Annotated in this window: 16 protein-coding genes; 8 read left to right on the plus strand and 8 right to left on the minus strand. The window is 36.1% G+C overall.

The annotated features are described in order from the left end of the window. Nucleotides 1-38 precede the first annotated feature (38 nt). Complete coding sequence (locus tag A3H37_10320; GenBank protein ID OGL49490.1) at nt 39-803, minus strand: hypothetical protein; 765 nt, start codon at nt 801-803, stop codon at nt 39-41. A 142-nt stretch (nt 804-945) separates the two neighbouring features. On the opposite strand from A3H37_10320, the gene A3H37_10325 reads away from it, so the two are divergent. Next, a complete protein-coding gene (locus tag A3H37_10325) occupies nt 946-2,193 on the plus strand; it encodes a hypothetical protein (protein OGL49491.1) in 1,248 nt (415 codons plus the stop codon). Nucleotides 2,194-2,306: 113 nt separating this feature from the next. Here A3H37_10325 and A3H37_10330 read toward each other — a convergent pair whose 3' ends face one another. Continuing rightward, nucleotides 2,307-3,146, minus strand: coding sequence for a hypothetical protein (locus A3H37_10330; GenBank protein OGL49492.1), 840 nt, complete (start codon nt 3,144-3,146; stop codon nt 2,307-2,309). Between the two features lie 14 nt (nt 3,147-3,160). Beyond that, nucleotides 3,161-3,997: a hypothetical protein gene (locus A3H37_10335; protein ID OGL49493.1), complete on the minus strand. Its 837-nt coding sequence runs from the start codon at nt 3,995-3,997 to the stop codon at nt 3,161-3,163. A 285-nt stretch (nt 3,998-4,282) separates the two neighbouring features. Here A3H37_10335 and A3H37_10340 point away from each other — a divergent pair, with 285 nt between their 5' ends. From A3H37_10340 to A3H37_10360, 5 genes are all read left to right on the plus strand, one after another. Further along, on the plus strand, nt 4,283-5,347 hold the full coding sequence (locus A3H37_10340; protein OGL49494.1) for a magnesium and cobalt transport protein CorA: 1,065 nt from the start codon (nt 4,283-4,285) through the stop codon (nt 5,345-5,347). A 21-nt stretch (nt 5,348-5,368) separates the two neighbouring features. Then, nucleotides 5,369-6,961 (plus strand): glutamate synthase, encoded by a 1,593-nt coding sequence (locus tag A3H37_10345; protein ID OGL49495.1) that lies wholly within the window; start codon nt 5,369-5,371, stop codon nt 6,959-6,961. 189 nt (nt 6,962-7,150) lie between these two features. After that, a complete protein-coding gene (locus tag A3H37_10350; protein OGL49496.1) occupies nt 7,151-8,329 on the plus strand; it encodes an MBL fold hydrolase in 1,179 nt (392 codons plus the stop codon). Between the two features lie 88 nt (nt 8,330-8,417). Then, entirely contained in the window at nt 8,418-8,864 is a 447-nt protein-coding gene (locus tag A3H37_10355) for a D-tyrosyl-tRNA(Tyr) deacylase (protein ID OGL49497.1), read from the plus strand. Between the two features lie 2 nt (nt 8,865-8,866). Further along, complete coding sequence (locus A3H37_10360) at nt 8,867-9,520, plus strand: CAAX prenyl protease-related protein (GenBank protein OGL49498.1); 654 nt, start codon at nt 8,867-8,869, stop codon at nt 9,518-9,520. A 393-nt stretch (nt 9,521-9,913) separates the two neighbouring features. Here A3H37_10360 and A3H37_10365 read toward each other — a convergent pair whose 3' ends face one another. Continuing rightward, complete coding sequence (locus A3H37_10365) at nt 9,914-11,041, minus strand: hypothetical protein (GenBank protein OGL49499.1); 1,128 nt, start codon at nt 11,039-11,041, stop codon at nt 9,914-9,916. A 346-nt stretch (nt 11,042-11,387) separates the two neighbouring features. On the opposite strand from A3H37_10365, the gene A3H37_10370 reads away from it, so the two are divergent. Beyond that, nucleotides 11,388-11,711, plus strand: coding sequence for a hypothetical protein (locus A3H37_10370; GenBank protein ID OGL49500.1), 324 nt, complete (start codon nt 11,388-11,390; stop codon nt 11,709-11,711). 2 nt (nt 11,712-11,713) lie between these two features. Beyond that, nucleotides 11,714-12,118 carry a hypothetical protein gene (locus A3H37_10375; GenBank protein ID OGL49509.1) on the plus strand — a complete coding sequence of 135 codons (405 nt, stop codon included), beginning with the start codon at nt 11,714-11,716 and terminating at the stop codon, nt 12,116-12,118. A 119-nt stretch (nt 12,119-12,237) separates the two neighbouring features. On the opposite strand, the gene A3H37_10380 is transcribed toward A3H37_10375, so the two are convergent. The 4 genes from A3H37_10380 to A3H37_10395 form a co-directional block, all read right to left on the minus strand. Further along, nucleotides 12,238-12,516 (minus strand): hypothetical protein, encoded by a 279-nt coding sequence (locus tag A3H37_10380; protein OGL49501.1) that lies wholly within the window; start codon nt 12,514-12,516, stop codon nt 12,238-12,240. Next, the gene (locus tag A3H37_10385) at nt 12,513-12,731 is read right to left on the minus strand and encodes a hypothetical protein (protein ID OGL49502.1); all 219 of its coding nucleotides are present in this window, start codon (nt 12,729-12,731) and stop codon (nt 12,513-12,515) included. Before A3H37_10385 ends, A3H37_10380 begins: the two co-directional genes overlap by 4 nt. A gap of 282 nt (nt 12,732-13,013) precedes the next feature. Beyond that, the gene (locus A3H37_10390; GenBank protein OGL49503.1) at nt 13,014-13,667 is read right to left on the minus strand and encodes a hypothetical protein; all 654 of its coding nucleotides are present in this window, start codon (nt 13,665-13,667) and stop codon (nt 13,014-13,016) included. Nucleotides 13,668-13,729: 62 nt separating this feature from the next. Then, entirely contained in the window at nt 13,730-14,404 is a 675-nt protein-coding gene (locus A3H37_10395; GenBank protein OGL49504.1) for a hypothetical protein, read from the minus strand. Nucleotides 14,405-14,834: the final 430 nt, after the last annotated feature.

Consider the following 14,834-nt stretch of genomic DNA (forward strand, 5'->3'; position numbering starts at 1 on the left):
GTTTAGAGTTAAGGGGTAAGAGTAAAGAATTAAGACAGCTAAAAATTGTATGTTTTCCCTTGTTGCAATATTCTGATGTCTTTATTCCTTAGTTTCATGATATCTTTAATAATATTGTTTTTAAACTGTGGCTTTAGGTGGGAGATATAGACAGGACAGTTAAGAGTTTCTATTTTCTCAAGCTCTTTTTTAAGAGCCTTTGGAGTCAGATGCCCGCCGAGGTTTGCAAGCCTTTCATGTTTATCAGGAAAAGAAGTTTCAAGAATTATTCCTTTAATGTTTTTTATATTTCCAATCTTTTCCCATAGCTCGTCTGTTGGTCCTGTATCGCCGGAATAAACTATTGTGCTGTTATTTTTGGTTATTGAATATCCTACGCACGGAACAGAATGGTTTACGCTTATTGCTTCAATAGTAAACCCCTCTATTTGAATCCTTTTGTTTTCAGGAATAGTTTTTAAAACCAGGACAGGGTTTTTTGTATCAGGTATTTTTGTAAAATCAGGCCAGAGCACATTGTTGAATGCATGTCTTTTTAACGCATATATTACTTTCCGGATACTGTAAACTTTTAGTGGAGATCTTTTCCTACTGATCAGGTTATCAGGCAGAAAAAAAATATCCTTTATATGGTCAAAATGGCTGTGGGTTAAAAGTATGGCTTTTATTTTCATCTGTTCCTCAAGGGTGAGGGAAGAAACAATTGCGCCTGCATCAAGAGCGAGGATTCCGTCAATCAAAAAACTTGTAAGTTTTTGTCCTGGAAATCTTGAGCCGTGACAACCAAGAACTTTAAGCTTCATTAGATAGCAGCTTTCAGAATTAAAATATTTTAAGTGTTGCTCTGTTTATTTTTAACCATATCAACAAAATTATGACAAGAAAAATATAATTACAATATAATCATTTCTTGACCAAGCGGGGAATTTCTCATAAATTAAAAGTATGAATAAAAAAGATTTTTACACTCTAAACCCTTCACAACAACTGATTCTTTTGTGCTCCAGAATAAAATTTAATGAGAGCGAAAAAGAAAGCCTTGAAAAAATCATAGGAGACAGGGTTGTTGACTGGGATCAAATCATCAACAATGCTTTCAGAAACAGCATACTGCCATTTATATATTTCCATTTAAGAGCTTTCAGCCTCCTTTCAAAAATTCCTCAGGACGCGAGAGACAAGATGGAAAAATTTTACCACTTCAACACAGCACGCAATACATGGATACTTCTCTCTCTTGAAAAAATTGCTGAGGTCTTAAATAAAAAAAATATTCCTTTTATCCTGATACAGGGCTCCTCCCTGCTTGCAGATGTCTATCCAGACCCGTCTCTGAGATATCTGAGCGATATTGATATTTTAATAAAGAAAGATGATATTTCAGGCATAGAGGATGTTATCGCACCATTGGGGTGGAAAATGTCAGACCATCCCGGAGACAAAGACTGGTGCATAAAAAACCTGAACCATCTGCCTGTTTTTTTCAGGAATGGAGAGCCTGTGGCGCTTGAGGTGCATTTCAAACTCCCCTTTCCGGAGGGTAAAAAAGAAACGGAAGGCAAATGGATATGGGAAAATGTCTCTCACAGTAAAATCCGTTCAAGTGAGGCAAGCATACCTTCTCCGGAGAATATGATTCTCCACCTCTCAATGCATATATCCAAAAAATCTCACATCAATGACCTGACAATAATTCTGCGCCACTGCTGCGATATTTCGGCAATACTTGAGAGGTATGGAGAAAGCGGAATCAATGTTGATTACTTAATCCATACTGCAAAAAGAGCAGAATTATCTGAAGCCCTTTATCATTCTCTCAAGGTGTCAAATTCAGTAATAAGAAAGAATTTTTTAAAAAAAATAGTGGATAAAGTTTCAGAAAATGTTTCCAAAGATGCAAAGGAGTTTTCAGAATTTGTGTCAAAATGCCTTAATGAGGCTGATAAAAACATTAAAATTCCGCTTGACGGGCTAGAATTATTTTTTAACAAAAAGGGTTTTTTTGAAAAATTAAAATTTTTCTTCAGGCATATTTTCTTCCCGCCGCTTGATTTTATGGAAAAAGAGTACGGAGCCTCAAAATCAGAAAAGAGAATTTATCTTTACTATATCTTCAGGCCTTTTCTCCTTGCAAAGAAGTTTTCATGGACAAGGGTTGTTATGGCATACAGGATATCCAGCAAGAAGGAATAAAAACCAGTTTCTTGTTGTTGGTTCTTAGTGACTCGGTGTCCGTGATTTGTTGTCCATAATACGGGTCACGGGGTACGAGTTACTATATTTACTGCGGACTTTACAGACGCAAGCTAAGGCTTGCGGTTGCCGGACCTAATCCAAAATCCCAAATCACGGAAAAATTCATAGGGAGTGAGAAAAATATCTATAGGGATTATGTTGTATGATTTTGTTCTTATATCCTCAAAGATTCTGTTCCTTGAAGTCCTGAAATTATGCCTGAACCTGAAAAGAATATTGCTCAGATTAGAAGGGGTATGCCACCCCCTGTACCAGTTCCAGTGTGTACGGTATAGAGAAAAAATCTTGTCCCTTCTCAGATGATACGCCACTGCTTCCGGCTGGTAGATTAACAAATATCCCTTTTCTTTTAGCCTCTGTGATATGTCATAATCCTCACCGTTGTTACCGCATTTTTTATTGTAATAGCCAACATCAGCTACTGCAGATTTCCTGAACACATTGTTGCTGCCAAAGAGAAATTCCGGATTTTCTATAACCCTGTCGCCCCAGTACTGAGGCATATTGAGCGAACGCCATTTATCTGCAGGCTTTTCACAGTATCTCTCAAGCAGTTTTCCTCCAACCCCTCCAACCCTCTCATCACTGAACTCCTGCATCATCTTTTCAAGCCATTCAGGCTCAGGGACACAGTCTACATCAAGAGAGGCAACAAGATCACCTGAGGCATTTTTAAATGCAGTGTTTCTTACCGCGGAAAGCCCCCTGTTTCTTTCATGGCTGATGATTCTTACAGGATATTTTGACGCAGTAGCAACAGTCTCATCTTTGCATCCGTCATCTATTATCAGGATTTCATCAACTTTATAGGTCTGCTTCATTACTGCTTCAATGCAACCTTTTATAAAACACTGAACATTATAACAGGGGATATAAAGAGATACTTTCATTAAATTTCACATCCTTACTCAAGAGAAATCGGCACAGGAATAAATGTTAGTGCAAAAATTAAAAGCATTAAAGCTCCAATCAGTTTTCTTTTTTTATCAAGAGGAATGAAATCGTAGACTGGGGGTGGGTGCCTGAACCCAAGAATAACAAGAAGTATTGCCCAGAAAAACCATCCGGGCCAGAAATATCCTAACACCAGAAGGACCCCGAGCAGCACCTTTCCAAGAGTTTCAGCTTTTTCGCCAATAATTGCATAGATAATGTGCCCTCCGTCAAGCTGTCCTATTGGGAGCAGATTAAAAGAGGTAACAAGAATCCCAAACCATCCTGCAAAAGCTATAGAGTTTAGTACTATGTCCTGGTTTGCCGGAACAGACCCCAAAGCAAGGTAGCTTATCAATTTAAAAATAATGGAATCGCCAAGCCTCAACCCTTCTGCACTGGTTCCAATTGGTTTGATTTCTGAAAACATAAGTCCCAAAAAACAGGCAGGAATCGCAATGGCAAGTCCTGATAAAGGCCCTGCTATTCCTATGTCAAAAAGGGCTTTACGGTGAGGCAGCCTTGACTTGATTTTTATGACTGCGCCAAAGGTTCCAAGAATGAAAGGAGGAGGCGCTGGAATAAAATATGGCAATGTCGCAGGAACACCATATCTGCGGCATACAAGGTAATGACCTGTTTCGTGAGCTCCAAGAATTGCAAGGAGTGTAAATGAATAAGGAAAGCCCAGAAAAATCTGCCATGGGTCTTTTATTGGGTCACCACCCTCAAAATAAGACCCCATAAACAATGTTGAAACGACGGTCAGAACGAAAAGGAGAATATGAAAAGATGTTTTCTGAGTCATATTTTTTTAAGTTTTGTACTTTGAGCCCTCAACTTTATTTTTAATCCTCAAGACATAATCCTTTTTGATAACACTGCAAACCAATTATTTCAAGGCAATTCTGGAAATTTTGATTACAAAGATTTTATTTTTTTTAGGCTCTTCGCGTAATCGAGTGGGGCATTTCATATCTCCGTCTACATATTGTTACTTACTACTCACTATTTTAAAAAGTATAGCACTATCTTATATTTCTACAATAAAAATTATTTTGACTTTATTAGCTAACATGATAAGAAATTAAGTATGCCAAAGTTTATTAAAAAAAGATCAAAAAAATCAGGACTCCTTCCAGGAACTCTTATACATATTGGCGAGAAAAAGAGCGATGAAGTCAAAATTAAAGTAATAGACTACAATGAAGAAAGTTTTCAGGAAAAGGAAATAAAAACCATAGAGGAATGTTTTATATTCAAAGACAAACCTACTACTACATGGATAGATATAGAAGGACTTCATAAAATTGAGAACCTGGAAGCTCTTGAAAAGTGCTATGGATTTCACTCTCTCATGCTTGAAGACATCCTCAATACAGACCAGCGCCCAAAAATAGAAGACTTCGGTGATTATATATACGTAGTACTCAAAATGATTTTTGAAGATAAAAATAATGAAATTGCAACTGAACAGATAAGTCTGGTTATAGGAAAAAACTTTGTCATCTCATTTCAGGAAGGAATTGAGGGAGATGTTTTTAACGCAATCAGAGAAAGAATAAGAAACGGGAAAGGTAGAATAAGGAAAATGAGCAGTGATTACCTTGCCTATTCTTTATTAGATGCAATCATAGATAGCTATTTCATAATTCTTGAAAAACTTGGAGAAAAAATAGAACTTATTGAAGAAGAGTTAATAGCAAACCCAACACAGAAAACTTTGCAAATTATCAATAATTTAAAAAGAGAGATGATTTTCCTGCGTAAATCTATTTGGCCTTTAAGGGAAGTAATAAGTGGCTTAGAAAGAGGAGAATCATTGCTGATTAACGAATCCACACGGATATATCTCAGGGACATTTATGACCATACAATCCATGTGATTGACACAATAGAGACTTTTCGTGATATGCTTGCTGGAATGCTCGATATCTACCTCTCAAGCATCAGCAACAAGATGAATGAAATAATGAAGGTTTTGACAATAATAGCTACTATATTTATTCCTCTTACCTTCATAGTAGGATTATATGGAATGAATTTCAAGTATATGCCTGAGCTTGAATGGAAATGGGGATATCCTTTAATTCTATTTCTTATGTCTGCTGTTGTAGTTTTTATGCTGTTCTATTTTAGAAAAAAGAAATGGTTCTAGAAAGAAAGGGGAGGAAAAATTATGACAAACCTTAGAAGACCAAATGCTAACGAGGCAACCGGAACTTTTAATCGTTCAAGAAATGTTGTGCCGATGTCCGGAATCTGTACAGCGTGCCACGATGGCTGTACCGGTGGTTGTGAAATATTCATGGCTTCATTCAGGGGTCGTGAACTTATTTATCCTGGTCCATTCGGGGTAATTACTGCAGGAGCAGACAAAAATTATCCTGTAGATTATTCTCATCTGAATATTCAGGGGTATGCTGTAGGGGCAAAAGGTTTGCCAAAAGGAGTTAAGCCCAGCCCTGATACAGCAATCTTTCCAAAAGTTGACACTGAAACAGAGTATGGGCAGAAGAAAAAGATTAAAATGCGCTTGCCTGTTTTTACAGGGGCATTGGGCTCTACAGAAATAGCAAGGAAAAACTGGGAGCATTTTGCAGTGGGTGCAGCTATCTCAGGAATTACTCTCGTTTGTGGTGAGAATGTATGCGGTGTAGACCCTGAACTTGAATTAGATAAAAAGGGGAAGGTGAAAAAGTCTCCTGAGATGGATCGTAGAATAGAAACTTATAAACAGTTTCACAGAGGTTATGGGGAAATACTTGTACAGATGAATGTAGAAGACACAAGATTTGGTGTAGCAGAATATGTATTGAAAAAACATCATCTGGATACTATCGAGTTGAAATGGGGACAGGGTGCTAAATGTATTGGCGGAGAAATAAAAGTTAAGACAATAGAAAGAGCTCTTGAACTAAAAAAAAGGGGATATATTGTTATTCCTGACCCTTCACACCATGACGTTCAAAAAGCATATGAAGAGAGAGAAATCAGAGAGTTTGAACGGCATTCAAGGCTTGGGTTTGTTACCAAGGATTCATTTCTAAAGGAAGTAAAACGGCTTCGAAATCTCGGGTTTAAGAGAATTACACTTAAAACAGGAGCCTATTCTTCAGTAGAACTTGCCATGGCACTACGCTACGGAGCAGAGGCAAAATTAGACCTTATTACCATAGATGGTGCTCCTGGTGGCACAGGAATGAGCCCATGGCCCATGATGAACGAGTGGGGAATACCAACAATCTATTTACAGGCGCTTGCTTACGAATTCTGTGAAAAGCTGACAAAAAAAAGAATCATGGTTCCGGATATTGCTATAGCGGGAGGATTTTCTACAGAGGACGGTGTATTCAAGGCAATTGCAATGGGTAGTCCCTATGTAAAAGCAGTTTGCATGGGAAGGGCTTTAATGATACCCGGAATGGTGGGAAAAAATATTGAGAATTGGTTAAAAGAAAATAACCTGCCTAAAACAGTTTCAAAGTATGGAACAACAATAGAAGAAATCTTTGAGTGTTATGAAGAGCTGCGAGAGGACTTCGGAAAGGATATAAAGAACATACCCCTTGGTGCAGTAAGCGTGTATACATTCTCCCAGAAGATAAAAGTCGGACTTCAGCAGTTAATGGCTGGAAGCAGAAACTTCAGACTTTCAACAATCTCGCGTAATGACCTTATGTCCCTAACAGAAGAAGCTTCAAAAGTTACCGGAATCCCCTATGTGATGGACGCTTACAGAGAAGAGGCAGAGAGAATTTTGGAGAAATGATAATAAGAAGAAATCGGAGACAGAGTGGGATCAGGGAAACCCACTCTGTCTTGAAAATGCAAAGAGAGCCTGCTTAAATCTACCTTTACAAAAGAATTCCTTTTTTATATTACAATATAATAGTTTGTTGCTAAAAAATTTTTATGTGTTAGTGGGAAATGCTTAAGGAAACATATTGGAGGTATAAAGATGAGTAAACATAATGTGCCGGAAATTTCTGAGGGTGTGTACTGGGTTGGTTCAAAGGACTGGAACCGCAAAATCTTTGACTCGCTTATACAGCTTCACCAAGGAACATCTTATAATTCTTATCTTGTAAAAGGGAAAGAAAAAATCGCCCTTATTGATACTGTAAATCCCGGGTTTGAAAAGGAGTTCACAGAAAAACTCTCACAGATTACAGACATAAAAAACATAAACTATCTCATAATGAACCATGCTGAACCAGACCATTCCAATGCAATTCCACTCATAATGGAAATGAGTAACGCCACACTCATTACATCTGAAAAAGGCGCAAAGATGGCTGATGTTTACTATAAGGTTCCTGAGGAAAGGATAAAGAAAGTAAAAGATAATGATACCATAGATCTTGGAGGGAAAACTCTCAAATTCTTTGATGCCCCATGGCTTCACTGGCCAGAAACAATGTTCACATATCTTGTAGAAACCGGAGTTCTATTCCCCTGTGATTTTTTTGGAGCCCATACTGCCGCAGGGCTTTATGACAGCGATGTGGATGAAATACTTTCATACGCAAAGGGATACTTTGGGGAAATAATGATGCCCTATAAGAATATGGGAAAAAAAGCCATTGACAAAATAGAAAACATTGGGATTAAAATGATTGCACCAAGCCACGGTCCTGTTTACAGAAACCCCGAAAGGATTCTTGAAGTCTATCGCAAATGGACTGTTGGAGAAACAAAAGAAAAAGCAGTTCTTGCTTACGTGAGCATGTGGAATTCCACAGAAAGAATGATAAAAACTATTTCAGAAACACTGCTATCTGAAAGCATTGACGTAAAAATTTATAACCTCGCAATTGCGGATTTGGGAAATCTTGCAGCAGACCTTGTTGATTCACGTGCAATTGTCCTTGGCTCACCTACAGTACTTGGAGGAATGCACCCGGTTGCAATGTATGGAGCGCTCCTTGTAAAGGCTTTGAAGCCGCCTTTAAAATATGGCGCAATACTCAGCTCTTACGGCTGGGGAGGGGTGGCAATTAAACAGGCGCTTGAGATTCTTGGTCCTACCAAAATTGAAGTAGTTGGAACACACGAGATAAATGGGCCACCAACACCGGATGACCACCAGAAAGTAACTGAAATAGGAAAACAACTTGCAGGCAAAATAAAGCAGTAACTTTTTCGAGAGTTTAAAGAAACGGGAAGCATTCATTAAAAAACTTCTGGGGTCAGCTTGAAAAGAAACAGATTAGGGTTTTAAAGATTTGAAAGCAGTAGTACAACGCGTTAAAAAAGCCTCTGTAATCATCGAAGGGAAAATTTTCGGAACAATAGAAAAAGGATTTGCCATACTTCTTGGTATATCAGAAACTGATACAGAGGAGGATGTAAAATACCTTTCAGAAAAAATTGCTAACCTGCGTATTTTTGAAGATTCACAGGGAAAGATGAATCTGTCGTGTCTTGACATAAAGGGAGATTTCCTTGTAGTCTCTCAATTCACCCTTATTGCTGACTGCAGAAAGGGAAGAAGACCAAGTTTTATCGAAGCTGCAAGACCTGAAAAAGCAATACCTCTATATGAAAATTTCATTTCCCTTTTAAGACAAACAGGTTCAAAGGTTGAAACCGGAGAATTTGGGGCATCAATGGTTGTTGAAATTCACAATGACGGTCCAGTCACAATAATCCTCGATAGCAGGGAAAGGTAACAATGGCGAATGAAATTCAAAAACAGGGTTTGCTTCAATACACTCCCTATTTTCTGCCTTTTGCAGTTTTTCTTGTTCTAACATCTATTGGCAACCGGTTTGATAATGGTCCCTATATAATTTACCCAATTAAAACAATCATAACTGCTTTTCTTTTATTTTACTACTGGAAAAACTATGAGGAAATAAAATTCAATTTTTCTTTTATCCCTGTAATAGTAGGGATAATTGTTTTTGCAATATGGGTTCTTCCTGAAGGACTTTATCCAAAGCTCAGCCATTCAAGTTTTAATCCCTACAAATTCGAGAGCAAAGAACTGGCATATTTTCTAATCTTTTTCAGACTTGCGGGAACTTCATTGGTTGTTCCCATATTTGAAGAGCTTTTCTGGAGGTCTTTTCTCATAAGGTATATAATTAACCCTGACTTTAAAAGCGTGCCACTTGGAAAATTTACATGGTCTTCTTTCATAATAACAACTCTTCTATTTGCTTCGGAGCACAATGAATGGCTTGTCGGGATAATAGCAGGCGCAGTCTATAATAGCTTGCTCTATTACAGGAAAGATTTATTTTCTTGCATCATTGCCCATGGAGTTGCAAATCTTATTTTGGGAATCTATGTGCTTTCAACCCAATCGTGGCAGTTTTGGTAAAAAAATCAACAATTGGAAGTTTAAAATTCCAATTTACATTTTTGGTTCTTTCTCGTTTCAAGTGGGTAACCCAACTTTACTATAGTCCAACTTTCCTGTAAGCATATAGATTATTATCTTGAGATTTTTGAATGTTCTATAGCCTCTTGCCTTTGCTGCCTGTACCAAACTGTTGAGTCCTTCCAATATGCCATTGCTTCCCTTGCTGTTATACCATCTTATCACGCCGACCAATGTTGTTTTATTGTTTTTAAAAAGGGGGACGTCAGAGTGTGTGAAAAGTCGATTTTCAAAAATGTGAGTCAACAAAATCAATAAGCAAGAAACCACAAAAGTTCAAAAAGTGGGGTTTTCGCATAGTCTGACGTCCCCCTATTTTGAGAGAAAAATTACCTAATCAGGTTGATTGTCTGGATTAATTGTCAGGTAGTTCAGGTTTCTAACAGTACAGTACGGAATATAACCATTCTCTCTGGATTTTTTATAAGTATTATTTATTTTCTTCTTAGATTTTTTATTAAAGCAAGGTTTATTTTCAGAGCATGAAAAAGGGTAATCAATGGTTAATACGAGCTTTCCTGCATTTTTAAAAACATTAAGGTATCCTTCTAATTCCTTTGTAATTTTCTTAAGCGTTTTTTCCCCATCACTATTATAACCATAATAAATATCTTCTTGTCCTATTCCAGTTACTGCATTAAGATATTCTTCATGTTTCCCTAATGGGGCACCATTTTGCGGGAATATACCAAAGTCAGAGTTTTTACTCCTTGCGTATTCTGAAATCTTAACAACAAAGTCAACCATCTCATCCTCTGCTGTTTTTCTATCCTTGCCGCTGTCTCCGTCAGGACCCCAGTATTCATAGGCATCTATAATATCAAGATAAACTCCATCAAAACCTGCCTCAATAATTTTATCAAGATAACTTGTTGGTAACCCAAAGACTATTGCCTGCCATTCAGGTTTCCAGTATTTGACCTTATAGTTTCCGGGCCAGTTAGGATTAGACAGGCCAAGCCACGAAGGAGCTCCTTTATCAGGAATACCATTTTTATCTACATCCCAGCTTTTCTTCCAGTACCATCTATAATCTTCTGCCTCTCCAATACTCACATATGCAAGCACAAGTTTTAGACCATTAGCGCTATTCTTTAATGCCTCAATTTCCTCAGCAGTGAATCTCCCAGATTCACTACCATCTCTTGAGTAATCTATTATGACTAAATCAAATTTTGTCTTTTCTATGGTATTAAGGTTTATATCCTGCAGTTGATATGTAAAATCATTCACAGAATTCCAGGGTATAGATGATTTAACTGTTTGCCCTTCTGCTTTGCTCCAAAATTGGGAAAGAAGAGATATTAAAACTAATGCAATAGAAAAAATAACAGTAAAAAAAGGAAAAAGGGAAGGTTGTTGAAGATTATCACTTTCACTTTTCATATTTTGAATAGCCTTGACAATTACATAAGTATACTCTGCAAATGCCTTGCTATCTCTTCTTGCAGATATACCCAATTCATGACTTTGAATAAACTGTCTGTCCTCTCATCATCACATGATGAAAAGTTCCGGAAGCATTCAGTCTTACTTACCTGAGCAAAAACACCGACCAACGATTGAGGAACCCTAACTGAATCTATATAATGTGTTAAAACACGAATAGACGTATTTTATAATTTTTGTTCTTTTATATATTTCTTGTTGACAGCTCTTTTCATAGATGTCTCCCATTCCCGTCTGTAGTTTTTAATTAGATTATATTTACCCAGAACTTTAAAAATTGGTCAAGGTGTATTTTTTAAGTACTTGTATAAAAATATGATTTATAGTAATATAAAAATATAATTTTTAATCAAAACAAATGCCAATTAAAGAAAACGAAAAGTCTGCACTTTTGGAGTTAAAAAAAAAATTGCAGGAGCGTTATGGGCTTCTCGATTTCAGAATCTTTGGGTCAAAAGCAAGAGGAGAAGATAGCCCTGATTCAGATATTGATGTGATGATTAAGTTGCCAGAGATTTCCTTTGTTATTGAATCTGAAATAGACAAAATCATATTCAGTATTAACTTAAAAAATGATTGTTTCATAACAGCAGTGATTTTTGGGAAAAAAGAATTGGAAGAAGGGCCAATGGACCAGTCACCCTTGTACAAGGCTATCGAAAGAGAAGGAATAACTATTTGACTATTGAAGAGAAAAAAAAAGAATTGGCATTATACCGTTTGAAACAGGCTGAAGAAACTTTTGATGAAGCGGAGTTTCTTCTTAATGGCAAGAAGAGTCCAAGAGCGGTAATAAACAGAATCTATTACTCAATGTTCTATGCAGTACTTGCACTTCTAATATTTGAACCATATTCATCTTCCAAACATAGTGGAGTGCTTTCTTACTTCAACGTTAGATTTATTAAAGACGGAATATTTACCACGGAAATGGGCGAAGCAATAAATACTGCCTTTGAAATAAGACAGCGTGGAGACTATAAAGAATATGTTGAACTTACTTCTGAACAGGTTGAGCCTTTTTTAGAAAAAACAGAAAAGTTTATAAAAGAAGTCAAAAGTTATCTTCAAGCCAAATCATTAATCTAACTTCCGGTTGTCCAACCTCACAGCAATTGTAAAGTGTTCTTTTTCAACAACGTCCCCTATTTCCACTCAAGTAATTAAAATAAGCAAAGATTTTAGGGAGCATCTAATCTCGCTTGTCGTTATGCGTTTCTCATTGTTTTAATCAACTTATCGTACTCATTATGAGATCCTATCCAAAACCATACTATCTCATTATCGTGAGTAATACCGACGGCACGATAATTTCTTGATATTCTAACAGAAAATATAGGACGTGTTGAATGAATTCTTTTGAAGTGCAAGCCTGGATGATAAGGGTTATTTACAAAGCGATGAAATGCCTGTCGTGCCTGTTTCTTGATTTCAACAGGCAAGTTTGCGTAATGCTTCCAAAACTCGTCTGAAGTCTTGGAATTCACAGTCGTTTCAAATCCAATTGTTTGGTTTTTCCTTTTCTGTGTGTTTCTAATGCTTCATCTGCAAGCCGACTGAGGATATCCTCCGAATCAGCGAATTTATTATCCCATTCTCTGTCAGATTCAAGTTCATCAAGTAACCACTTCGCGAGAGTGTTTTGTTCCAAATCAGGCAGTTTAGATGCTCTTTTGAATGCCTTTTCCAATAGTTTTGTCATTTTCTTACTCCTTCGCGCATAACATTTACTTTTAAATTTATTCTATAATAAGAAATATAATATTATTGAAAAAGTTTGCTGTCAAGCTTTTCAGAAAAAGGGGAGGTTGTTGAAAATTATTAATTTAACTTTTCATATTTTGAATAGCCTTGACAATTACATATGCACATTTCTGGTCTTTGTAGAAGAAGGAATCATTTAGATGTTCTCAAGAGAAAACTCATCATAAATATATTAAGCTAACCACCCTCTACAGGAGTCATGAACACTACCTCCAAGGATTTAGTTAGATCTTTCCAACTTGTTTTTATCTAATAATATTTTATCTCTGATTTCACTTATAACTTTATTAAATGCATTATTTAATTGAGTTCCTATTCCAAATGTTGGATTATTATACATAGTATAAAGCCCGGAAAATTCTGTCATCTGCCTGTAACTGCTTATCAATTCTCTTTTTGGAGAAAAAAGGGAAATTTCTATATCTACTTCTCCTTCATTTGAAAGCACTGGCACACCAAATAACCAGATCGGGTCAATAGGAATTGTACACCAAAATAGAGCATTAGGACCTGCTTTTCCATAAAATCTATGGATTTTACCTCGTAGAATTAAGTCTGGATTATCAATTCTCCTTGTTATTATATCAAAAACTTGACTCTCATAAAAAGCTTTCATTACAGCATTAGTTATGCCTACTGTTAATGATCCTTCAAGAGTATCTGCAGAGGTACAAGATGTACCACCTATTTTTTTTGAATGATCTCCTTGAGGTGTTTCATCAATGAATTCCTCTATCTGCACTTTTGCTTGTATAGTTTCAGAGCTTAAACCCAAACTTAAATCTGGTTTGTAATTAAAACTCATGCATCCAATACATGAGATAATTATAAATAAAAAGAACAAAAATTTAGAACTTATTTTAAAAACACTCATATAATTACCCCCTTTCAAAAATTGTTATTTTTTATTCTAATAGTATTCACTATTAATGTAATTTAAGTGGTAGCAAGGAACATATATAATTTTATTAAGCAATCCTCCAAAGCCTCTTGAAATGATTTTCTTAAAGATTCTGTCATATCTTTTTTAACATCTCCTCCTCTAAAAAAGGCACTATGTTCTCCCTTCCCTTCAGATAGTAAAAGCTCATTTCCATTTTGATTGCTTAATTTCATTTCAATAACAACCGTTGATTTTAAGGTGCTTGTAAAGTAACCAGCTCTAACCCAAAAATCTTTAATTTTACAATCAAGGAATAAAGATACTTCATCCTTATCAGATTCCACAGGTTGTATACCAGCTTTAATCAGTTCTTTATTGAGTACTTCACGAAAAAAATCATCAACATTCTTTTCAAGAAAATATTTGTTAGCAGTCCAACCTGTATCAGCAACCTCTTTACCTATATAAGCCTTATCCTTTTCTTCCTTATTGACCTCTCTGATATCTTGAATTTTACCTACTTTTATCATCATAGATTTATTCTTAACCAATGATGGATTTGAATATATAGGACTATATTCCAATTCGGATTTAGGTACGATAGTTGTACATCCTATAAGCATAAAAAATAACAATAACCCGACAGATAATGTTCTTACCCAGAAATAACCTTTCTTGATAAATATAACATCTCTATCCAATCTCTTAGTGATTTTAAAAATCTCCATAGGGGCTTCCTCCTTTTTTTACCTGCAACGATAAACAAAAAGATTAAAAATTAAGAAATGTGTGAACATATTTTTAGTGATGCCGGGCAAAGGAAAATATTTGCGAAAACAAAAATGAAGATAAAAAATAAGAATTTAAATTTTTTAAAGAAATGAGATTTTGTTTGTTGTGAGAAGTGTTCCACCTTTTCTCCTCATGAAAAAAAGAGAAAATCGAGAGGTTAATTCTTGTGCTATTTCTTGAGTTCAACTATATTGAGTTTGATTTATTTGTCAATAATAAAGTGATTACTTGTCAAGCCAATTTAGAAATGTCCTGTTTTTGCCAAAGTAGAAATGTCCTGTTTTTGTAATACAGGACATTTCCTCCATGGATGGTTCTTTGGAGGAATGTATTTCTTTTTTATCTTAAAGGGCTTTAAAGGTTTTT

Source organism: Candidatus Schekmanbacteria bacterium RIFCSPLOWO2_02_FULL_38_14 (assembly GCA_001790855.1).
In the GTDB taxonomy this organism is placed as follows: domain Bacteria; phylum Schekmanbacteria; class GWA2-38-11; order GWA2-38-11; family GWA2-38-11; genus 2-02-FULL-38-14-A.